Here is a 20807-nt window from a genome sequence, read left to right as displayed (position 1 = left end):
AACCCCATGCAAAGGAGCCGGCGGCTGCCGGCGTTCGAGCAGGCAGCTTGACGCGTCGGGCAACTCAGGGGTACATTTCCAATATTCAGAAATCGTGCAGCGCCAGGCCTTGCGGGGGAGATCTACCGCAAGGGCAGAGGGGAACGGTTCCGCCGGTGTGTCCCTCACGCAAAACGGCCAGCCGTGCGAGTGCTGTTGCGCGCGCCAAAACACCGGAGAAAATCTCCTTCGTCGTAGTCTCGATCGGGGCAATAAATCCACTGCCGGACGACCGCCTCGCAACGCGTCCGTTGTTATTTTCCCTGAGATATCGACGACTTAGCCTGAAATCGCCATTTTCCGTCGGTGCCCGTCCATTCCGGGCACGGAAGGAAGAGGTTCATGCGACAGGTCCAGTCATTGCTCCGCAACGCGCCCGCCAGGATCGGCCGCCGTCTTGCGCAGATCGTCGCGATCGCTGCCGCCAGCCTGCCGCAGGCCGGCGCGTAGCTTTCCCCGCTGCGAACAGTCGCACGCGTATCAGCCGAATTAACTCACTACCCTTTCGTGTTAGTGCTAGCGTGGTACCCCCGGGCTCTGCCGGTGCAGCAGGGAGGGTTCCATGTCACGCTTCGTCGTTCATTTCATGAAGGACGTGCTCGGCGGCAATGGCCGCGAGCGCGAGGTTTGCCAGGGCGCGCTTGAGATCGACGCCTCGAGCGAGGGCCAGGCCACCGAGATGGCCAAGGTCAAGTTTTGCCAGGAACAATCGCTGTGCGACTGGTCACTGCATGCCGACCGCATCCGGATCGAGGCGGCCGACTTGCACGCCTGAACCAGATGGACCGCGTGTGGCTGCATCCGACCTCTCCCTGTGGGAGTTTGGGGCGCGATCCAATGGTGTCGTCATTGCGAGGAGCTCGCGACAAAATTGCAGAGCAATTTTGCGCTGAAGCGTGGAAGCAATCCATGGTTCCGCATGTGCGGACAGATGGATTGCTTCGCTGCGCTCGCAATGACACAGAAGAAGCCAACTCGCTCTTGCGAAGTGAACGGCCGAGTTCAGCTCGCCCCGATCACTCCGGCAGGATGCGAACCGCGCCCTTGGCCGCGCTGCTGGCGAACGCCGCATAGGCCTTCAGCGCGGTTGAGACGGCGCGCTTGCGTGGCGCTGCCGGCTTCCAGGCCGCGTTGCCCCTGGCTTCCATCGCTGCGCGACGGCGCTTCAGCTCGGCATCGTCGACCTTGAGGTTGACCTTGCGGTTCGGGATGTCGAACTCGATGATATCGCCTTCCTCGACGAGGCCGATCAGGCCGCCTTCGGCGGCTTCCGGCGAGACGTGGCCGATCGACAGGCCCGACGATCCGCCCGAGAAGCGGCCGTCGGTGATCAGCGCACAGGCCTTTCCGAGGCCTTTCGACTTCAGATAGCTGGTCGGGTACAGCATCTCCTGCATGCCCGGGCCGCCGCGCGGTCCCTCATAGCGGATCAGCACGACGTCGCCGGCCTTCACCTTGTTGCCAAGGATGGCTTCGACCGATGCGTCCTGGCTCTCGAAGATGCGGGCGGGACCTGAGAACTTCAGAATGCTCTCGTCGACGCCGGCGGTCTTCACGATGCAGCCGTCTTCCGCAAGATTGCCGAACAGCACGGCGAGGCCGCCGTCCTTGGAATAGGCGTGCGCGGCGTCGCGGATGCAGCCCTTGGCGCGGTCGAGATCGACCTCGTCGAAGCGGCGGTCCTGGCTGAACGCCTCCTGGGTCGGCACGCCGCCCGGCGCGGCGCAATAGAAGTTGCGTACCTTGTCGCTTGTGGTCCGCACGACGTCCCAGCGGTTCAGCGCATCGTCCAGCGTTGCTGCATGCACGGTCGGCCCGTCGGTCGTGAGCAGCTTGGCGCGGTCGAGCTCGCCCAGGATCGCCATGATGCCGCCGGCGTGATGCACGTCCTCCATGTGGACGTCCTGCACCGAGGGCGCGACCTTGCAGAGCACCGGCACCTTGCGTGACAGGCGGTCGATATCGGTCATCGTGAACGGCACTTCGCCCTCGCGCGCGGCGGCGAGCAGATGCAGCACGGTGTTGGTCGAGCCGCCCATCGCGATATCGAGCGTCATCGCGTTCTCGAACGACTTGAAGTTCGCGATGTTGCGCGGCAGCACCCTGGCGTCGTCCTGCTCGTAGTAGCGGCGGGCGAGGTCGACGATCAGATGGCCGGCCTCGACGAACAGGCTCTTGCGGTCGGCGTGGGTCGCCAGCACCGAGCCGTTGCCGGGCAGCGCGAGGCCAAGCGCCTCGGTCAGGCAGTTCATCGAGTTCGCGGTGAACATGCCGGAGCAGGAGCCGCAGGTCGGGCAGGCCGAGCGCTCGATCACCGCGACGTCCTCGTCCGACACGTTGGAGTCGGCGGCCGCGACCATCGCGTCGATCAGATCGACCGCGCGCTTCTTGCCCTTGAGCACGATCTTGCCCGACTCCATCGGTCCGCCCGAGACGAACACGGTCGGGATGTTGAGCCGCAGCGTCGCCATCAGCATGCCGGGCGTGATCTTGTCGCAGTTGGAGATGCAGACCATCGCGTCGGCGCAATGCGCGTTGACCATGTATTCGACGCTGTCGGCGATCAATTCGCGCGAGGGCAGGCTGTACAGCATGCCGTCATGCCCCATCGCGATGCCGTCATCGACCGCAATGGTGTTGAACTCTTTTGCCACCCCGCCGGCCTTCTCGATCTCGCGCGCGACCAGTTGGCCGAGATTCTGCAAATGGACGTGGCCGGGCACGAACTGGGTGAAGGAATTGACCACCGCGATGATCGGCTTGCCGAAGTCCTCGTTCTTCATGCCGGTGGCGCGCCAGAGGCCGCGTGCACCCGCCATGTTGCGGCCGTGGGTGGTGGTGCGGGAGCGATAGGCGGGCATCGTAAATCCTTCTCAAATCCTTGGGCTAAGGCGATTTTTTAGGGGAGTTGGCGCTCCTTATGCCTGCCCGTGGATGCGGATTCAAGCGCGGAACCGCATGGCAGAACCCCGCAATTCGGTCAATGTCGCGCGGGCGGCTTGATCTCGGTCGGCCCGGCGCATTAGCTGGGAGTACCGACAGCAAGAACAACGAACAAGCAAAAAGGGAGAGACACGCGTGGCAAGGCTGCCCCTGATTGATCCGGAGACGACGAGCGGAGAGATCCGCGCCTCATTCGACCGCATGCCGGTCAAGCTCAACATCTTCCGCATGATGGCCCATGCCGAGGCCAATATGATCCCGGCGATGCGGCTCGCCAATTCGATCCTGCACAAGCAGAAGCTGTCGGCGGTCAACCGCGAGCTCTTGATCCTGCAGGCCGCGCAGCTCGAGGGCGGCGCCTATGAATGGCGGCAACATGTGCCGATCGCGCTCGGTGTCGGCGTCACCCAGGCGCAGATCGATGCCGTCGAGCGCGGCGAATACGACGATGCTGCACTCAACGCAGCCGAGCGTGCGCTGCTTCGCTTCGGCCGCGAGGTGGTCGAGAAGGTCCGCGTCGGCGATGCGGCCTTTGCCACGGTGCGCGAGCATTTCAGCGATCAGGAGATCGTCGAGACGATCGTCGCGCTCGGCTTCTACATGATGATGGCGCGGCTGACCGAGGCGACCGAGACCGATCTCGATCCGGCCGCCGGCATGGCCGTGTTCGAAGGCGGCAAGAAGCGGGATTGACGAGATGTCGGAGATTTCGCAAGAGGCCAATAAAGACACGAAGCCGGAGCGCTATGTCAGTCCGCTCAGCGCGGAATCGGCCGGCACCGCGCCGGGCAGGGGGCGGCTCAACGGCCGCCGCATCCTCGTGGTCGGCGGCGGCCAGCGGGTGTTCGATGCCGCCACCGATCCGATCGGCAACGGCCGCGCCATGAGCCTGCTGTTCGCACGCGAGGGCGCGCATGTCGCGGTCGCCGACCTCAACCGCGCCTCGGCCGAGGACACGGTTGCGCGCATCGCTGCTGACGGCGGCCGCGCTTTCGCGATCGCCGCCGATGTCACCAAGGAAGCCGACGTCATCAGGATGATCGACGAGGCGCATCGCACGATGGGCGGGCTCGACGGCATGGTGCTGAACATCGGTACCTTCGGCAAGACCGGGCTCGACAATGTCAGCGCGGAGGAATGGAACAGGATCTACGACGTCAATGTCCGCGGCCCGATGCTGTGCTGCCGCGCGGCCTTGCCGAAATTCGAAGACGGCGGCTCGATCGTGTTCATTTCCTCGATCGCGGCGCTGAAGGCGGGATCGCAGATGGCGGTCTATGATTCCTCCAAGGCCGCGCTCGGCGGCCTGATGCGCAACATCGCACACACGGGCGCGCGGCGCGGCATCCGCGCCAATCTGGTCTATCCCGGGCTGGTCGACACCCCGAACGGCCGCGAGGCCGGCGCGGGCCGGCCGTCGCGCGGCAAGGGGCATATCCCGTTCGGCCGTCAGGCGACGGCGTGGGAGATCGCCTATGCCGTGCTGTTCTTCATGTCGGATGAAAGCGTCTATGTCACCGCGCAGACGCTCGCGGTCGACAGCGGGCTCAGCGGTTTGTGAGCGGCGGGGAGGGCGCATGAGCGCATTGTTCGGCAAGGTCTGTCAGAACGGCTACGTCGTTCGCGACATCGATGCGGCGCTGAAGTTCTGGACCGAGACACTGCGGGTCGGGCCATTCTTCCTGATCCCCTCGGTCGAGGTCGATTGGTTCCGCTATCGCGGCGTGGACTCCGCGGTCGAGATGTCGATCGCGCTGGCCAATTCCGGCGATCTGCAGATCGAGCTGATCCAACAGCGCAACGACGCGCCGTCGATGTATCTGGATTTTCTGGCGCGCCACGGCGAGGGCCTGCAGCACATGTCGTACTGGAGCACGGACTACCAGTTGCTCTATGACCGCGCCGTCGCGGCAGGCTTCACGGTCGGTCATGAAGGCCAGATCGGCGGCCCCAGGGGACGCTTCGCCTATTTCGACACCGCCGGCCATGCCGGCACCGTGATCGAGATCTCAGACATCTCGGGATCGAAGGGGCGGTTCTTCGAGAAGATCAGGACCGTGGCCGCGACCTGGGACGGCTCGGACCCGATCCGCGTGGTGGGCCGACGCGGTATTATGGCGCAAACGCCACAAGGGTTATGAGGACGAGCACGGCAGTACTGAAAGCTGCAATGCCAAGGCAAATGCGTGCCGGGACAGAATGGGATTCGAAACGTGGCAGTTCAGGCATTGCGCGCTCCACTTGCTTTGCTTGGGGCGAGGCGGGAGCGCGGTGACTGACAGCGATCTCGTCACCGATAGATGCCGAAAGGCCGTGCGGTGATAGAGACAAAGCTGCGCTCTATTTCGTGCGAGCGCCAGCAATATGTTTCTCCCCGATCACGGAACGATCTGAAAACGCCTCAAGGCACTAAGTTGCCGGTTATTGCGGTCAAATCTCCTCCAGCACTACCTGCTCAAGCTCTAGTGCCGCGACGCATGCAAGGAAGAAGATCGCCGTAAACGATCCACGTTTCAGCTTCATGGTTCCACCCGGTATCTGAACAGCCTCGGCGGCCAAACGGAATGCAAGTTAACGAATTTGAATTCATCGCCAGCGGCGAGTTTTCGGACCCATTGCGCAAAGGCGGCAAAACCCTCTGGTTCTATTGCAATTTGGTCTATCTCGATTTCATACAGGTCTGCCGTGAAAGCGGCATTTGCTGGCGGAGGGGCGATAATCCCAATACGCACGGCTACTTTGTCGCCGACGCCGCTCCGGCATACAATCAAAAGACTTAAGAGCGTTGCGGCCGAAGCCGCGCGCCGCCACACGGCGCTTCTCCTAGCTCACGGTACCCTCCCGGAATCTAGGAACCGGAGTTTCGGTAGGCTTGTGGCGTTTGCGCCATAATACCGGGCGGACGCGGCTATTCGGCGGCGAGGCTGGCCGGAAGCAGAATGCCGACCTTGGGGCGCGCTTTCACTGCGCGGCGATTCTTCTTGCTGAAGCGGCTGCCGGCCAGCAGCGCCGCGGCGGCGCGCAACTGCTCGCGCAGCCATTGATTGGTGGTGTCGTCCTCGGCGGTGGCGTGCCAGTAGAGATAATTGACGTGCGGACTGATCGGAAACGGGCAGGGGAAGCACTGCAGCAGCCCGGGATCTTCCAGCACGGAGGCGGCGCTCTCCGAGGCGGTCAGCAGCATGTTGCTGCGGCTCACGACGTGGCAGGCGGTTGCGAAATTCTGACAGGTCAGGCGAACAGTGCGGGTCAGGCCGAGGCGCTGGAGCTGAAAATCCTCGAATGACAGGCCGCTGCGCCGCGACGTCACGCAGACATGCTCCATGCGCAAATAAGCCTTCTTGTCGAGCCGGGTGCCGAGCTCGGGATGGCCGCGCCGCGCGAACACCGCGATATGCTCCGTCAGGATCTGCTCGCGCCGCACCTCCGCCGACAGAGGCAACAGCGTATCGATCGCGACGTCGAGGGTGCCGGCGGCAAGCTCGCGCTCGAGATTGTTGCGCTCGCTGCGCACGGTGGCGATCTCGACCAGCGGCGCCACCGTGCTGATGCGGTTGATCAGCGCGCTCAGCATCGGTGCCTCGAGATTGTTGCGCAGCCCGATCACGAACCGCTTCGGCGTCTGCGCCGGATCGAACCGGTGGGTGTGGGTCAGCGTCGTCTCGAGGCCGTTGAGCGCCTGGCGCACCGTGGTGATGATCTGCCGGGCCAGCGGGGTCGGCGTCATCACGTGGTTGCGGCGCACGAACAGCGGATCGTTGAACATCGCGCGCAGCCGGCTCAGCGCATGGCTTACCGCGGGCTGCGTCAGGTTGAGGCGGAAGCAGGCGCGGCTGACGCCGCCCTCGGAATAGATCGCGTCGAACACGACGAACAGGTTCAGATCGACGTCGCGTACATGCATGGAAATGATCAATCCGTATCCGCCGAATGCATTTGACGAATACTAATCGGCACTCTTAAAGTCTCAAGCAAAATAATACCTGGAGGAAACGATGAGCGTGCAATCGCCATCGCGCGGCGTTGCTGTCCCTGCGGCATCATCTCGCCTGGGCGCAATGTTTGCGAAACCGAGCCAGGAGCAGATCGTGCTCCTGATCACCATCGCGCTCCTGATCGTGTTCGGCCTGACGCTGAACGGCTTCGCCACCGTCTCCAATCTCCTGAATTTGTTGCGGAGTATTTCCATCCTCGGCGTGCTCGGCCTCGGCATGGGTCTGATCGTGATCAGCCGCGGCATCGACCTCTCCGAGGTCGCGATCATGGCGGGTTCCTGGGCGATCGCGCTGATCTACATGCAGAACGGCATGCCTGTTTTCACGGCAGTGCTGCTAGCGCTGGCGGTCGCGGTGCTGATCGGCGTCGTCAACGGCGTGATGGTCGCCTTCGTCGAGGCGCCGGCGCTGTTCGTGACGCTGGCTGCCGGTTTCGTGATCTATGGCCTCGCCTTCTGGATCGCGCCGGCCTGGGTGGTCTATGCGCCGAAGGATGCGCCGGGCCTGATGTATCTCGGCGCCGGACGGCTGTTCGGCATCCCGGTTCCGATCCTGGTGTTCGCGGCCTGTGCAATCGCAATGCATTTGTTCCTGTCGCGCACCTCGATCGGCCGCTTCATCTATTCGCAGGGCGACAATCCGGAGGCCGCGCGGCTGACCGGCGTCGCGCTGCGGCCGCTGATCGTGCTCGAGCACGTGCTGGTTGCGCTGCTCGCCTGGATTGCGGGCCTGGTCTGGGTCGGCACCACGGGCAGCATGCAGATGGCGATCACCCAGGGCACCATGATCTTCGACGTCGTGCTCGTCGTCGTGATCGGCGGCATCAGCCTGATCGGCGGCCGCGGCAGCGTGTTCAGCGTCGTGGTCGGCTGCATCCTGATCGGCACGCTGCTCAACGCCTTCACCATCATGGACGTCAACAGCGAGGTGCAGAACATCATCAAGGGCGTGGTGCTGCTGGCCGCCATCGTGCTCGACAACTGGCTGCACCCCCGCGACGAGGAGACCGCGCGGCAAGGGGACTAGGACATGAAGACTGGGCGCGTCCCTCGCGCCAATCAAAGCGATTCCAAATCAATCAAAAGAATTTTGTGTGGAGGAGACGATGAAGACGACCAAGTTCTGGACGATCCTGCTCGCCGGGGTGGCGCTTGCCGCGATGCCGTTCGCGGCGTCGGCGCAGGATGAAGGTACCAAGGCCGGGCGCGAGCTGCGCGCAGCGTACGACAAGTCGCTGCAGGGCAAGACCGTCGCCTATCTGCCGATCGCACTCGGCGTGCCGCTGTCCGACGAATGGGGCCGCGTCGTGCAGGAAGAGGCGGAGTGGCGCGGCATGAAATACATCGTGCGCGACCCCAACAACAACCCGTCGGCCATGCAGCAGGCGCTGACCGCGCTGGTCGACCAGAAGCCCGACGTCCTGATCGTGCAGAATCCGAGCGTGACGCTGTTGATGAAGGACCTGAAGCGCGCCGAAAGCCAGGGTACGCATGTGATCCAGGTCAACATGGCCTCGAACTACAAGTCCGGCGCCTTTGTCGGCGTCGACTGGCGCGAGATCGGCAGGATGCTCGCCAACGAGGCGGTCAAGGCCTGCGGCACCGGTTCCGGCAAGTCGGGCAAGGTGCAGATCGTGCAGGGCGAACTGACCGCGGCGGCCAGCGTCGACCAGGTCGGCGCCATCATGGAGGTCCTGAACAAGGATCCCAACATCAAGGTGGTGTCGAACCAGGCCGCGAACTGGGACGCCAACACCGCGCTCAACATCACCGCCACCGTGATCCAGCAGCACCCCGATCTCTGCGCCTCGATCGGCTTCTGGGGCATCATGGAGTCGGGCGCCGCGCAGGCGATCCGCAATGCCGGCAAGATCGACGATGTAAAGGTGTTCGCCTCGGGCGAGGGCTCGCAGCTCGATTGCGACCAGGTCAACTCCGGGAATTTCAGCAAATTCCTGAGCTACAAGGCGACCGAGCAGGGTCACGATCTGATGTTCGCAGCCGAGACGCTGCTGATGTCCGGCGACAAGCCCGGCACCAAAAACCTGTCCTATTACACGCGGCCGATCTGGATCGATAAGACCAACGCCTCGCTCGGCGGCACCTGCTTCGCGCTACCCAAGAAAAACTAACAAGGCGCGAGACAGCCGGCGCGGGGGGCATTCCCGCGCCGGCTGTATCACGGGTCAGAATCCGGAAACGTTGAAACCGGATCAGGGAGTGCTTTGGCGATGTCGATGGCAGTTGATTCCTTTTCCGCATCGGTGCGGCGGTTCTCACCCCGGCTCCTGCTGTCGGAGCTGTTGCTGAAACAGTGGTTCGAGCCGGTCGTTCCGTTCACCGTGATGATCGGGCTGTGGGCCTATTTCGCGCTCACCATTCCCGACTACGCCTCGGTGCAGAACTCGGTGTCGCTGCTGCGGTTGTTTGCCGAATTCGGTTTCGTCGCGCTCGCGATGGGTTTCTGCCTCGTCACCGGCGGCATCGACCTGTCGGTCGGCGCGATCTTCGCGCTGTGCAATTTCGCGGCGCTGTATTTCCTGCTGGTGCGCGAATGGCCGGTCGGCCTCGCGGTGCCGGCGACGCTGCTGGTCGGTGCGCTGCTCGGCAGCATCAACGGCTTTCTGATCGGCTTCCTGAAGACGCGGCCGTTCCTGACCACGCTGGTGACGCTGATCATCCTGCGCGCTTCGGTCAATCTGCTTAACACCAGCTACGCCCAGGTGTTCGCGACCAATTCGGTCGAGAGCGATGCCTGGGATTTCATCGGCGGCGGCAGCGTGCTCGGCATTCCCGTCAATGCGGCGACGCTGTTCGTGGTGCTGCTGATCTGCCACATCTTCCTGTCGCGCTCGCGCTATGGCTGGCATCTCACCGCGATCGGCGCCAGCCGCAAGGCGGCGCGTCATGCCGGCATCCGCGTCCGCCTGATGCTGTTCATGACCTATGTGCTGTCGGGCACGCTGTGTGCGGCGAGCGGCATCTTCTACGCCGCGCGCCAGGCCTCGACGGATTCCACCACGGGCGTGGGATGGGAATTCCAGGCGCTCACCGCCGTGGTGCTCGGCGGCGTGTCGCTGGCCGGCGGCAAGGGCACGGTGTGGCGGGCGATGATCGGCGCGCTGATCATCTTTCTTTTGATCAACGGCCTCGTGCGAATGGGCATCCCGGGCTATGTCACTTCGGCGGTGACCGGCATGATCCTGCTCGCGGCCGTCGGCATCGACGTCAAATGGTCGAAGAACCGCGGCAAGGCGATCCAGAAGATCTATGTCAATCCGGCCTTCGTGCCGCTCGCCTCGGCGCCTGCGGTGCAGCCCGGCGCGGCCTCGCCCTACGCGCAGAACGACCGGCTGATCAACGCGCAGGCGATCGGCGTCGACCAGGTCGAGGGGCCCGAGGACGTCATCCTCGACCGCCAGGGCCGGCTCTACGGCTCGACCCGCGACGGCAATGTAATCCGTTTCTCCGGGCCGAATTTCGAGACCCGCGAGGTGTTCGCCCATATCGGCGGCCGGCCGCTCGGCATGCAGTTCGATCGCGATGAGAATTTGATCGTCGCCGTCGCCGGCATGGGCGTCTACGGCGTCGCCCCCGACGGCCGCATCTTCAAGGTCACCGACGAGACCAATCGCACCTGGTACAAGCTGAATGACGATTCCCGCCTGCGCATGGCCGACGACCTCGACATCGCGCCCGACGGCAAGATCTATTTCAGCGATTGCACCACGCGCTACGAGATGACCACCAACACCCTCGACATCCTCGAGGGCCGGCCGAACGGCCGCGTGGTCTGCTACGACCCGGCGACCAGGACCACGCGCACGGTGATCAACCACTTCTATTTCCCGAACGGGATCTGCGTCTCGCATGACGGCAAGTCGATCCTGATCGCGTCGACCTCGCTGTGCAAGGTGTTCCGGCACTGGATCGACGGGCCGAACAAGGGCAAGACCGAGGTGCTGATGGACGAGCTGCCGGGCAACCCGGACAACATCAACCGCGCTTCCGACGGCACCTACTGGCTGGCGCTGGTCGGCATCCGCACGCCGACATTCGACCTTGCGGCGCGAAAGCCCGGCTTCCGCCTGCGCATGGTTAAGCAGGTGCCAACCGACGAGTGGCTGGCGCCGGCGCTCAACCATGGCTGCGTGCTGAAATTCAACGAGCAGGGCGAGGCGCTGGAATCCTGGTGGGACCCGACCGGCATCTCGCATTCGACGTTGACGTCGATGCGCGAGCACCAGGGCTATCTCTATCTCGGCGGGCTCGAGAACAACCGGATTGGCCGCATCAAGCTCGAGGGCGTCGACGACAGCTGGACCGGCTACGATGCCTATTGGGGCGCGAAAAGCAGGGTGACGACGTAATGGGATTTTTCGATCATCTGCTGCGCGACATCCGCAGCGTCATCGACCGCGACGGCGGCCAGAACGCGATCCCGCCGCTCGACGGTGCGCTGAGCCCGAACGACCGGCTCGACAGCGCCACCCCGATCGGCGAGCCGTTGCCCGGCGTCGACGACGTGATCGCCGCCGGCGACGGCGCGGTCTATGTCTCGGCCGGACGCCGGGTGCTGAAGCTCGGCGGCAATGACTTGTCGACACGTACGGTCGTCGCCGAGTTCGAGGATGATGCCGGCGGGCTCGCGTTGCATCCGGACGGCCGCCTGCTGGTCTGCGTCGCGGGCAGGGGCCTTGCCGCGATCGATCCGGCAAAGCCCGATCCGCGCTGGCTGGAGGCTGCCGGCGGCAGCGCGCTCACAGGGCTGCTGTCGGTGACGGCGGCGCCCGATGGCCGCATCTATGCCGTCGAAGGCAGTAGCGGTCGCCGTCCAGGCGAATGGCGGCACGATTTGATGGAGAAGCGCGCCAATGGCCGGCTCGTCAGCTGCGGCGCCGGGCTCGACAATCCGCAGGTGCTGCTGCGCGATCTGCCCTATCCCTATGGCGTGAGTGTTTCGGCCGACGGCAGCAGCCTGTGGCTCACCGAAAGCTGGGCGCATCGCCTCAGCCGGTTCGCGCTCGGCGGCAACGGGCTTGGTCCGCGCGAGACCGTCGCCGGCAACATGCCGGGCTATCCGGCGCGGCTGCATCCGGACGGCCACGGCGGCATGCTGCTCGGCATCTTCGCCCGCCGCACCCATCTGATCGAGTTCGTGCTCAAGGAAGACGATTTCCGCGAGGAGATGATGGCGACGATGCCGCCGGATTACTGGGTCGCGCCGGCGCTCGCCGGCGGCAGCGATTGCCTCGAGCCGATGCAGATCGGCAGCGTCAAGGCGCTCGGCATCCAGAAGCCGTGGGCGCCGCCGCGCTCCTATGGTCTGCTGGTGCATCTCGATGCCGAGGGCGATGCGACCGACGGCCTGCACAGCCGCGCCGGCGGCCGCTTCCACGGCGTCACCGCCGCCTGCGCCACGCCATCGGGCGTCGTGATCGCGGCGCGCGGCGCCGGACGCCTGCTGCGCCATACGGGAGAGCTGCGATGAATGACGGTGTGATGCAGGCGACCCCCGGCGCCAAGACGGCAGAGACCTCCGCAGTCCGCGAGCCGGTGCTGCGGATCACCAACGGCTCGAAGATCTATGGCGGCGTCCACGCCATCGAGGGCGTCAATTTCGACCTCTATCCCGGTGAGGTGCATGCGCTGGTCGGCGAGAACGGCGCCGGCAAATCGACGCTGTGCAAGGCGATCGCGGGCGCGATCCAGCTCACCTCCGGCGACTATCTGCTCGACGGCAAGCCGACCGGTTTCGAGCAGCCGCGCGACGCGCTCAATGCCGGCATCTGCATGGTCTATCAGGAGACCAGCCTGGTGCCGACCATGACCGCCGCGCAGAACATCGAGCTCGGCAACGAAAAGCTGCTGACCCGGTTCCGCACCCTGAACATCCAGGCCCAGCAGCTGTTGCAGTCGCTCAACTTCCACGTCGATCCGGCGACGCCGGTGGCGCTGCTCGGCACCGCCAAGAAGCAGATGGTGGAGATCGCGCGCGCGATCTACAACAAGGCGCGCATCATCATCTTCGACGAACCGACCGCATCGCTGACGCCGGAGGAGATCGTCCACTTCTTCCATCTGGTGCGCGACCTGCGCGCCCGCGGCGTCTCGATCATCTACATCTCGCATGCGCTGGAGGAGTCGCTGCAGATCGCCGACCGCATCACCGTGCTGCGCGACGGCAAGCTGGTGATCACGGCGCCGGCCAGGCAGCTGACGCGCGATGCGCTGGTGCAGCACATGGTCGGCCGCGAGGTGGCGCAGGCGGTCTATGGCGGCAAGGCGAAAACCCATCAACGCCGCGAGAAGGTGCTGACGGTCGAGAACGTCACCATGGGCATGGCGGTCAAGAACATGTCGTTCTCGGTCTATGCCGGCGAGGTGGTCGGCATCGCCGGCCTGATCGGCTCCGGCCGCACCGAGATCGCCAAGATCATCTACGGCGCACTGAAGCGCAATCTGGTCAATGGCGGCACCATCCGGCTGCGCGGCAAGCCGATCCGCTACCGCGTGCCGCGGCAGGCGATCAATGACGGCATCGCCTACATCACCGAGGACCGCAAGGCCAACGGCTTCTTCGAGACCATGGTGGTCGACGACAACGTCTATATCGGCAGCCTCGCCACCGGAAAGGGCTGGAGCTTCCTGCTGTCGCGCGCCCGGCGCAGCAAGCTCGCCAGCTACTGGGTCGATCGGCTGAAGATCAGCGCATTGCAGCGCAAGGCCAGGATCATCGAGCTGTCCGGCGGCAACCAGCAGAAGGTGGTGCTGGCCAAGACGCTGGTGCAGGACCCCTCGATCATCATCTTCGACGAGCCGACGCGCGGCGTCGACGTCGGCACCATCCCGCACATCCACGGCGAAATCCGCCGCCTCGCCGACGAGGGCAAGGCGGTGGTGGTGATCTCGTCCTACCTGCCGGAGATCCTCGCGGTGTCCGACCGCATCCTGGTCGCGCGCACCGGCCGCATCGTCGCCGAGTTCGACGCGGCGGACGCGACGCAGGACAAGATCCTGTACGCCGCGGTGCATTGACGGCGCGCTGCGCGGCCTGGGATCGGCGTAGGGCGGATTAGCGCAGCGCAATCCGCCGTCTTGCCACGCCTTCGACGGGCAAATCAGCGGCAACAAGTTCAGTGTCGTCCCGGCGCAGGCCGGGACCCATAACTACAGATCGTCATTGTTGTACGTCGCTGGAACGACGAGTCCCGCCGACAATTTCTGCTGCAGCGTATGGGTCCCGGCCTGCGCCGGCACGACAGCGTTGGGTGGGGTGCCAACTCCCTTGACAATTATTTTAAGTATAAAATAATATCCCGTATCGGCTCCAGGGGAACGCGCCTCGTCCGTGCCCGCGCCGCCGAAGCCAACGGGAGAACGCCATGCGTATCGTTTGCATTGGAGGCGGGCCGGCCGGGCTTTATTTCGGCATCCTGATGAAGATGCTGGATCCCGCGCACGTCATTTCGGTGGTCGAGCGCAACCGGCCCTACGACACCTTCGGCTTCGGCGTGGTGTTCTCGGATGCGACCATGGACAACATGCGCAAATGGGATCCGGTCACCGCTGACACGATCGAGCAGGCCTTCAACCATTGGGACGACATCGAGGTCCTGATCAAGGGCCGGCGCATGCGCACCACCGGCCACGGCTTCGTCGGCATTGGCCGCAAGCGGCTGCTCAACATCCTGCAGGCGCGCGCCGAGGAACTCGGCGTCGAGCTGATCTTCGAGCGCGAGGTGAATTCCGATCTCGAATTCCCCGACGCCGATCTCGTCGTGGCATGCGACGGCGTCAATTCGAAGGTGCGCGTCAAATATGCCGAGACGTTCCAACCCGACATGCTGATGCGGCCGAACCGCTACATCTGGCTCGGCACCAACCGTCCGTTCGACGCCTTCACCTTCGACTTCCGCAAGACCGAGCATGGCTGGTTCCAGGCGCACATCTACAAGTTCGAGGAGGGCGCGGCGACCTTCATCGTCGAGACCACCGAGGAGGCCTATCTCGCCCACGGTCTCGACAAGATGGAGCAGGGCGACTCCATCGCGTTCTGCGAGAATGTGTTCGCGGAAATCCTCGAGGGGCATCATCTGGTCTCGAATGCGCGGCACCTGCGCGGCTCGGCCTGGCTGTCGTTTCCCAGGCTGATCTGCGGCAAATGGACCGCGTTCAACGGCAACAGCCATGTCGTGCTGATGGGCGATGCCGCCCACACCGCGCATTTCGCGATCGGTTCGGGAACCAAGCTCGCGCTGGAGGATGCGATCGAGCTGACCAACCAGTTCAAGATCCACGGCGCGACGCGCGACAGCATTCCCGCGGTGCTCAAGGCTTACGAGGAGCTGCGCCGGGTCGACGTGGCACGGATCCAGAACGCCGCGCGCAACGCGATGGAATGGTTCGAAGTGGTCGGCTCGCGCTATGCCGACACGCTGGAGCCGGAGCAGTTCATGTATTCGCTGCTGACCCGCTCGCAGCGCATCAGCCACGAGAACCTGCGGCTGCGCGACAAGACATGGCTCGAGGGCTATGAGCGCTGGTTCGCGGAGCGCAGCGGCGTGGCCGCGACCAACGACCGCGTCACGCCGCCGATGCTGACGCCATTCCAGATCCGCGGCCTGTCGCTTCATAACCGCATCATCGTCTCGCCGATGGCGATGTATTCGGCGGAGGAGGGCGTGCCGACCGACTTCCATCTGGTGCATTTCGGCTCCCGCGCGCTCGGCGGTGCCGGCCTTCTGTTTACGGAGATGACCTGCGTGTCGCCGGAAGCGCGGATCACGCCCGGCTGCTGCGGCCTCTGGAACGACGCGCAGGCGGCGGCCTACAAGCGCATCGTCGACTTCGTGCATCAGAATTCGCAAGCCAGGATCGGCATCCAGCTCGGCCATGCCGGCCGCAAGGGCTCAACGCGCGTCGCCTGGGAAGGCATGGACGAAGCGCTGCCGGACCACAACTGGCCGCTGGTGTCGGCTTCGTCAGTGCCTTATCTGCCCGACGGCCAGATTCCGGAGCCGATGAGCCGCGCCGAGATGGACGAGGTGCGCGAGCAGTTCGTCGCCGCAGCCAGGCGCGCTGCGGCCGCCGGCTTCGATATCCTGGAGCTGCACTGCGCGCACGGCTATCTGCTGTCGAGCTTCCTCTCTCCGCTGACTAACCGCCGCACCGACGACTACGGCGGATCGATCGAGAACCGCGCGCGTTATCCGCTGGAGGTGTTCCGCGCCGTCCGCGCGGTGTGGCCGGAGGACAAGCCGATGTCGGTCCGCCTGTCGTGTCACGACTGGGCCGAGGGCGGCAACACGCCCGAGGATGCGCTGGTCTTCGCAAAGCTGTTCAAGGAGGCGGGAGCCGACCTGATCGACTGCTCCTCGGGGCAGGTCTGGGCCGACGACCATCCGATCTATGGCCGGCTCTACCAGACGCCGTTCGCCGACAAGATCCGCAACGAGGTCGGCATCGCGACCATCGCGGTCGGCGCGATCTCGGAGGCGGATCACGCCAACTCGATCATCGCCGCCGGCCGCGCCGATCTCTGTGCCATCGCGCGGCCGCATCTCGCCGATCCGGCCTGGACGCTGCATGAGGCTGCGAAGATCGGCGTCAAGCAGGTCGCGTGGCCGAAGCAGTATCTGTCGGGCAAGTCGCAATACGAGGCCAATCTCGAACGCGCGGCTGCGGGAGCGAAGGCATGATGAGGTTCTGGCCCAACGCACATGCGCTGGTGACCGGTGCCGGTTCCGGCATCGGCGCCGCGACGGCGATCGCGCTGGCAAATGCCGGCGTGCGCGTCAGCATCGCCGGACGGCGGATCGACGCGCTGAAGGCGACGGCGGCATCGCTCGACAAGCAGGCCGGCGCCGTGGTTTCGATCGACGTGACGGATGAAGCTGCGGTGAGCAAGGGTGTCGCGCAGATCGAGGCTGAGGCAGGGCCGATCGATATTCTCGTCAACAATGCCGGCAAGGCCGCGAGCGCGCCGTTCGACAAGACCGGCGCGGCGCTGTGGGCCGACATGCTGGCGAGCAACCTCTCCAGCGTGTTCCTGGTGACGCATGCCGTGTTGCCCGGCATGGCGCAACGCGGCCGCGGGCGCGTGATCAACGTCGCCTCGACCGCGGGTCTCACCGGCTACGCCTACGTCTCCGCCTATGTCGCGGCCAAGCACGGCGTCATCGGCCTGACGCGCTCGCTGGCGCTGGAATATGCACGGCGCGGCGTCACCGTGAATGCGGTCTGTCCCGGCTACACCGATACACCGCTGGTGGCGGATGCCGCCGCGAACATCGTCGCCAAGACCGGCCGCAGCGAACAGGAAGCGCGCGCAGCGTTGGCAAAAGTCAATCCGATGCAGCGGCTGGTGACGCCGGAGGAGGTCGCCGACGCCATCCTCTGGCTTGCCTCCGAGACTGCATCGTCAATCAACGGACAAGCCGTCGCGGTCGCCGGCGGCGAAGTCTTTACCGGGTGAAGGAACACGTCATGTCCGAGATGAAAGCAAAGCTCCGGCCGTTCAAGGATTATCCCGCCAAGCACTTCCGCTGGCAGGTCGATGCGAGCGGCCGTGTCGCGACCATCACGCTGAACCGGCCGGACAAGAAGAACCCGCTGACTTTCGAGTCCTATGAGGAGCTGCGCGATCTCTTCACCAATCTCAAATACGCCGCCGATGTCCGCGCCATCGTGCTGACCGGCGCCGAGGGTAATTTCTGCTCCGGCGGCGATGTGTTCGAGATCATCGAGCCGTTGACGCGGATGGCGATGCCGGACCTGCTGGCCTTCACGCGGATGACCGGCGAGGTCGTGCGGGCGATGCGCAAATGCCCGCAGATCATCGTCGCAGCGATCGACGGCATTTGCGCCGGGGCCGGGGCGATGCTGGCGCTGGCGTCCGATTTGCGGCTGGCGACGCCGCAGGCCAAGACCGCGTTCCTGTTCACCCGCGTCGGCCTTGCCGGCGCCGATATGGGCGCATGCGGGTTGCTGCCCCGCGTGATCGGGCAGGGCCATGCGGCCGACCTGCTCTACACCGGGCGTGCGATGAGCGCCGAGGAAGGGTTTGCGTGGGGCTTCCACAACCGTCTGGTGCCGCCGGCGGAACTCGCCGGTGCTGCGCATGAATTGGCGCGCTCGCTCGCGGATGGGCCGTGGTTCGCGCATGGCGTGACGAAAACGATGTTCAACCAGGAATGGGCGATGGGCGTCGACGAGATGATCGAGTCGGAAGCGCAGGCGCAGGCGATCTGCATGGTCACCGGCGATTTCCGCCGCGCCTTCGAGGCGTTCGCCGCCAAGCAGAAACCGGCCTTCGAGGGCAATTGAGATGATCGAGATCCTGCAACCCCAAGGATGGGCCAAGCCGATCGGCTACGCCAACGGCATGGCCGCGCGCGGCAAACAGCTCTTCATCGCGGGCCAGATCGGCTGGAACGGACAATGCGTGTTCGAGACCGACGATCTCGTGGCGCAGATCGGCCAGACCTTGCGCAACATCGTCGCGGTCGCCGCCGCCGGCGGGGCCGGGCCCGAGCACATCGTGTCGATGACTTGGTACTTGCTCGACCGCAAGGAATATTCAGCGCGGCTGAAGGAGATCGGCACGGTCTATCGCGACATCATCGGCCGGCGCTTTCCGGCGATGACCGCGATCCAGGTTGCCGGCCTGATCGAGGACCGCGCCAAGGTGGAAATCCAGGCGATTGCGGTGGTGCCGGATTAACCGTGAGCCGTCATCCTGAGGAGCGCGCAGCGCGTCTCGAAGGATGCACGGCCCGGCTGGTGGCCGTCGACCCTTCGAGACGCGCGTTCCGCGCTCCTCAGGGTGACGGAGATGGAAGGGAATGCGCTGAAGCAATGTTAAGCCTAAGCCCAATCGGCACCGGCAGGCCCGCGACCAGGGCGACAAAGCCGCTTGCGGGCGGGCAACGGGCCATGCGACCTTAGCCCAAAGCGTAAAAGCGTCCTGTTGTGAGTGGAGGTGAGGACGATGAAGGCGATTATCGTCGGAGGCGGAATCGGAGGCCTCACCACTGCGCTGATGCTGCGCTCGCGCGGCATCGCTTGCGAGCTGTACGAGCAGTCCGAGACGATCCGCGAGCTCGGCGTCGGCATCAACACATTGCCCCATGCGATCCGCGAGCTGGCGGGGCTTGGTTTGCTCGACAAGCTCGACGAGGTGGCGATCCGCACCTATGAGCTGTTCTATCTGACGCGACATGGCCAGCAGGTCTGGCACGAGAAGCGCGGGCTCGATGCCGGCCACGACGTGCCGCAATTCTCGATCCATCGCGGCCGTCTGCAAAGCGTGATCCATCAGGCCGTGATCGATCGGCTCGGCGCGGATGCGATCCACACCGGCTGCCGGCTCGGCTCCTTCACCCAGGATGAGGGCGGCGTCTCGGCCTATTTCTTCGATCGCAGCGGCGCCCATGTGCATACCGCGCGCGGCGACATCCTGATTGGCGCCGACGGCATCCATTCGAAAGTGCGGCAGACGCTGTTTCCGGACGAGGGCGGGCCGTGCTGGAACGGCCTGATGCTGTGGCGCGGCGCGACCGACTGGCCGGCCTTCCTGACCGGGCGCTCGATGATCATCGCCGGCGGCCTGAACGCCAAGGCCGTGATCTATCCGATCGCGCCGGGCTCGAGCCCGGCAAGCCGCCTCACCAACTGGGCGGTGCTGGTGCGGATCGGCGACGGCACCTCGCCGCCGCCGCGCCGCGAGGGCTGGTCCAATCTCGGCCGGCGCGACGAGATGATGCCCTATGTCACTGGTTTCACGATCCCGCAGGTCGACTTCACCGGACTGATCAGCGCGACGCCGGAATTCTGGGAGTATCCGTGCTGCGACCGCGATCCCTTGCCGTATTGGTCGAGTGGCCGGGTCACGCTGCTCGGCGACGCCGCGCATCCGATGTACCCGGTCGGCTCGAACGGCGCCTCTCAAGCCATTCTCGATGCGCGCAGCCTAGCCGACATGCTGGCGCGATCGGAGCACCCGCGCCAGGCGCTGGCGGCCTATGAGCGGCAGCGGCTGCCGATGACCGCCGACATCGTCGCCTCCAACCGCCGCGGCGGGCCGGAGGGGGTGATCGACGCCGTCGAGCAGCTCGCGCCGCAGGGCTTTACCGACGTCGACACCATCCTCAATTACGAGGCGCGCGAGGCGATCGTGCGCGGCTATGCCGCCAAGGCCGGCTTTGCCGCGCGCGTGGTGGCGCGGCAGTAAGTCCTTTGCAGGAGGAGACGTCCGGCAGGCCATCTCCACACCGTCATTGCGAGGAGCAAAGCGACGAAGCAATCCATCGTTCCGCGATCGCGGAAATATGGATTGCTTCGCTTCGCTCGCAATGACGGAATAAGCTACGCCGGAGGCGGCGGCAGGAAGTGGATGTTGTGCTCGGCGGCGAGCCGCACCACGTCATCCGGGTTCTGCTCCTTCATGTTGTGGATCGCCCAGAACAGGTCGTAGAGCCTGCGCGTCGGCGACACCCAGAACAGCGTCTTGGCCGGCTGCTGCGACTTGTTGAAGATGCCGTGCGGCTTGCCCATCGGCAGGCGCACCAGATCGCCCGGAGTTGCGGATTCGTCGGCGCCGTCGAGCATGAAGTCGAGCTTGCCCTCGAGGATGTAGAGGTACTCGTCCTGGTCGGGGTGGATATGCGGAGGAACGAAGGTGCCCGGCGGGAAGGTGGCGTGCCAGGAGAATGAATGCTCGGTGCGGCTCTTCGGCACGTAGGTCTGGCCGAGGATGCTCCAGGAAATGCCCTGGATGCCCTCATTGGCGCGGGTGATGCCGGCGATCTCGTCTTTCATGCTCATGCTT

Annotated in this window: 19 protein-coding genes; 15 read left to right on the top strand and 4 right to left on the bottom strand. The window is 64.9% G+C overall.

Annotated elements, in window-relative coordinates:
• The first annotated feature begins 601 nt into the window (after positions 1–601).
• Positions 602–814 carry a hypothetical protein gene (locus J2R80_RS35785; protein WP_028345217.1) on the top strand — a complete coding sequence of 71 codons (213 nt, stop codon included), beginning with the start codon at positions 602–604 and terminating at the stop codon, positions 812–814.
• A 241-nt stretch (positions 815–1055) separates the two neighbouring features.
• On the opposite strand, the gene ilvD is transcribed toward J2R80_RS35785, so the two are convergent.
• The gene (gene ilvD / locus J2R80_RS35780) at positions 1056–2900 is read right to left on the bottom strand and encodes a dihydroxy-acid dehydratase (protein WP_076833416.1); all 1845 of its coding nucleotides are present in this window, start codon (positions 2898–2900) and stop codon (positions 1056–1058) included.
• A gap of 217 nt (positions 2901–3117) precedes the next feature.
• Between ilvD and J2R80_RS35775 the strand changes: the two genes are divergently transcribed.
• From J2R80_RS35775 to J2R80_RS35765, 3 genes are read left to right on the top strand one after another with little or no spacing between them, the layout of a single operon-like run.
• Positions 3118–3675: a carboxymuconolactone decarboxylase family protein gene (locus J2R80_RS35775; RefSeq protein WP_057020285.1), complete on the top strand. Its 558-nt coding sequence runs from the start codon at positions 3118–3120 to the stop codon at positions 3673–3675.
• Between the two features lie 4 nt (positions 3676–3679).
• Positions 3680–4543 carry an SDR family NAD(P)-dependent oxidoreductase gene (locus J2R80_RS35770; protein WP_057020286.1) on the top strand — a complete coding sequence of 288 codons (864 nt, stop codon included), beginning with the start codon at positions 3680–3682 and terminating at the stop codon, positions 4541–4543.
• Between the two features lie 16 nt (positions 4544–4559).
• The gene (locus J2R80_RS35765) at positions 4560–5123 is read left to right on the top strand and encodes a VOC family protein (protein WP_253640248.1); all 564 of its coding nucleotides are present in this window, start codon (positions 4560–4562) and stop codon (positions 5121–5123) included.
• Positions 5124–5412: 289 nt separating this feature from the next.
• On the opposite strand, the gene J2R80_RS35760 is transcribed toward J2R80_RS35765, so the two are convergent.
• Positions 5413–5505 (bottom strand): DUF6471 domain-containing protein, encoded by a 93-nt coding sequence (locus tag J2R80_RS35760; protein WP_229159983.1) that lies wholly within the window; start codon positions 5503–5505, stop codon positions 5413–5415.
• A gap of 41 nt (positions 5506–5546) precedes the next feature.
• Between J2R80_RS35760 and J2R80_RS35755 the strand changes: the two genes are divergently transcribed.
• Positions 5547–5762: a hypothetical protein gene (locus J2R80_RS35755; RefSeq protein ID WP_253640247.1), complete on the top strand. Its 216-nt coding sequence runs from the start codon at positions 5547–5549 to the stop codon at positions 5760–5762.
• 128 nt (positions 5763–5890) lie between these two features.
• Here J2R80_RS35755 and J2R80_RS35750 read toward each other — a convergent pair whose 3' ends face one another.
• A complete protein-coding gene (locus J2R80_RS35750; RefSeq protein WP_253640246.1) occupies positions 5891–6886 on the bottom strand; it encodes a LysR family transcriptional regulator in 996 nt (331 codons plus the stop codon).
• A gap of 184 nt (positions 6887–7070) precedes the next feature.
• Between J2R80_RS35750 and J2R80_RS35745 the strand changes: the two genes are divergently transcribed.
• The 10 genes from J2R80_RS35745 to J2R80_RS35700 all read left to right on the top strand — a co-directional run bounded on the left by J2R80_RS35745 (position 7071) and on the right by J2R80_RS35700 (position 20210).
• Positions 7071–8003: an ABC transporter permease gene (locus tag J2R80_RS35745; RefSeq protein WP_229191388.1), complete on the top strand. Its 933-nt coding sequence runs from the start codon at positions 7071–7073 to the stop codon at positions 8001–8003.
• A gap of 79 nt (positions 8004–8082) precedes the next feature.
• Positions 8083–9108 carry a sugar ABC transporter substrate-binding protein gene (locus J2R80_RS35740; protein ID WP_076833596.1) on the top strand — a complete coding sequence of 342 codons (1026 nt, stop codon included), beginning with the start codon at positions 8083–8085 and terminating at the stop codon, positions 9106–9108.
• A 105-nt stretch (positions 9109–9213) separates the two neighbouring features.
• Positions 9214–11346 (top strand): SMP-30/gluconolactonase/LRE family protein, encoded by a 2133-nt coding sequence (locus tag J2R80_RS35735; protein WP_309143786.1) that lies wholly within the window; start codon positions 9214–9216, stop codon positions 11344–11346.
• The gene (locus J2R80_RS35730) at positions 11346–12467 is read left to right on the top strand and encodes an SMP-30/gluconolactonase/LRE family protein (protein WP_141340875.1); all 1122 of its coding nucleotides are present in this window, start codon (positions 11346–11348) and stop codon (positions 12465–12467) included. Before J2R80_RS35735 ends, J2R80_RS35730 begins: the two co-directional genes overlap by 1 nt.
• 11 nt (positions 12468–12478) lie before the next feature.
• Positions 12479–14014 carry a sugar ABC transporter ATP-binding protein gene (locus J2R80_RS35725; protein ID WP_076833429.1) on the top strand — a complete coding sequence of 512 codons (1536 nt, stop codon included), beginning with the start codon at positions 12479–12481 and terminating at the stop codon, positions 14012–14014.
• A gap of 347 nt (positions 14015–14361) precedes the next feature.
• Positions 14362–16677: a bifunctional salicylyl-CoA 5-hydroxylase/oxidoreductase gene (locus J2R80_RS35720; protein WP_253640245.1), complete on the top strand. Its 2316-nt coding sequence runs from the start codon at positions 14362–14364 to the stop codon at positions 16675–16677.
• Positions 16674–17453, top strand: coding sequence for an SDR family NAD(P)-dependent oxidoreductase (locus J2R80_RS35715; protein WP_253640244.1), 780 nt, complete (start codon positions 16674–16676; stop codon positions 17451–17453). Before J2R80_RS35720 ends, J2R80_RS35715 begins: the two co-directional genes overlap by 4 nt.
• Before the next feature lie 11 nt (positions 17454–17464).
• Positions 17465–18304, top strand: coding sequence for an enoyl-CoA hydratase family protein (locus J2R80_RS35710; RefSeq protein ID WP_194295415.1), 840 nt, complete (start codon positions 17465–17467; stop codon positions 18302–18304).
• 1 nt (position 18305) lies between these two features.
• On the top strand, positions 18306–18701 hold the full coding sequence (locus J2R80_RS35705; RefSeq protein ID WP_038382134.1) for a RidA family protein: 396 nt from the start codon (positions 18306–18308) through the stop codon (positions 18699–18701).
• A 267-nt stretch (positions 18702–18968) separates the two neighbouring features.
• On the top strand, positions 18969–20210 hold the full coding sequence (locus J2R80_RS35700) for a flavin-dependent oxidoreductase (RefSeq protein ID WP_253640243.1): 1242 nt from the start codon (positions 18969–18971) through the stop codon (positions 20208–20210).
• Between the two features lie 134 nt (positions 20211–20344).
• Here J2R80_RS35700 and J2R80_RS35695 read toward each other — a convergent pair whose 3' ends face one another.
• Positions 20345–20797, bottom strand: coding sequence for a cupin domain-containing protein (locus tag J2R80_RS35695; RefSeq protein ID WP_026192554.1), 453 nt, complete (start codon positions 20795–20797; stop codon positions 20345–20347).
• Positions 20798–20807 lie beyond the last annotated feature (10 nt).

Source organism: Bradyrhizobium sp. USDA 4541 (genome assembly GCF_024171085.1).
Taxonomy (GTDB): domain Bacteria; phylum Pseudomonadota; class Alphaproteobacteria; order Rhizobiales; family Xanthobacteraceae; genus Bradyrhizobium; species Bradyrhizobium australafricanum.
Note: the sequence above shows the minus strand (reverse complement) of the source record. Positions and strands in the feature narration are given on the sequence as shown.

Coding starts and splice junctions, on each gene's coding strand:
- J2R80_RS35730 (WP_141340875.1), top strand. CDS start 11,346: ATGGGATTTTTCGATCATCTGCTGCGCGACATCCGCAGCGTCATCGAC.
- J2R80_RS35720 (WP_253640245.1), top strand. CDS start 14,362: ATGCGTATCGTTTGCATTGGAGGCGGGCCGGCCGGGCTTTATTTCGGC.
- J2R80_RS35715 (WP_253640244.1), top strand. CDS start 16,674: ATGATGAGGTTCTGGCCCAACGCACATGCGCTGGTGACCGGTGCCGGT.
- J2R80_RS35710 (WP_194295415.1), top strand. CDS start 17,465: ATGTCCGAGATGAAAGCAAAGCTCCGGCCGTTCAAGGATTATCCCGCC.
- J2R80_RS35785 (WP_028345217.1), top strand. CDS start 602: ATGTCACGCTTCGTCGTTCATTTCATGAAGGACGTGCTCGGCGGCAAT.
- J2R80_RS35750 (WP_253640246.1), bottom strand. CDS start 6,886: ATGCATGTACGCGACGTCGATCTGAACCTGTTCGTCGTGTTCGACGCG.
- J2R80_RS35740 (WP_076833596.1), top strand. CDS start 8,083: ATGAAGACGACCAAGTTCTGGACGATCCTGCTCGCCGGGGTGGCGCTT.
- J2R80_RS35770 (WP_057020286.1), top strand. CDS start 3,680: ATGTCGGAGATTTCGCAAGAGGCCAATAAAGACACGAAGCCGGAGCGC.
- J2R80_RS35760 (WP_229159983.1), bottom strand. CDS start 5,505: ATGAAGCTGAAACGTGGATCGTTTACGGCGATCTTCTTCCTTGCATGC.
- J2R80_RS35755 (WP_253640247.1), top strand. CDS start 5,547: ATGCAAGTTAACGAATTTGAATTCATCGCCAGCGGCGAGTTTTCGGAC.
- J2R80_RS35700 (WP_253640243.1), top strand. CDS start 18,969: ATGAAGGCGATTATCGTCGGAGGCGGAATCGGAGGCCTCACCACTGCG.
- ilvD (WP_076833416.1), bottom strand. CDS start 2,900: ATGCCCGCCTATCGCTCCCGCACCACCACCCACGGCCGCAACATGGCG.
- J2R80_RS35765 (WP_253640248.1), top strand. CDS start 4,560: ATGAGCGCATTGTTCGGCAAGGTCTGTCAGAACGGCTACGTCGTTCGC.
- J2R80_RS35725 (WP_076833429.1), top strand. CDS start 12,479: ATGCAGGCGACCCCCGGCGCCAAGACGGCAGAGACCTCCGCAGTCCGC.
- J2R80_RS35695 (WP_026192554.1), bottom strand. CDS start 20,797: ATGAAAGACGAGATCGCCGGCATCACCCGCGCCAATGAGGGCATCCAG.
- J2R80_RS35705 (WP_038382134.1), top strand. CDS start 18,306: ATGATCGAGATCCTGCAACCCCAAGGATGGGCCAAGCCGATCGGCTAC.
- J2R80_RS35735 (WP_309143786.1), top strand. CDS start 9,214: ATGGCAGTTGATTCCTTTTCCGCATCGGTGCGGCGGTTCTCACCCCGG.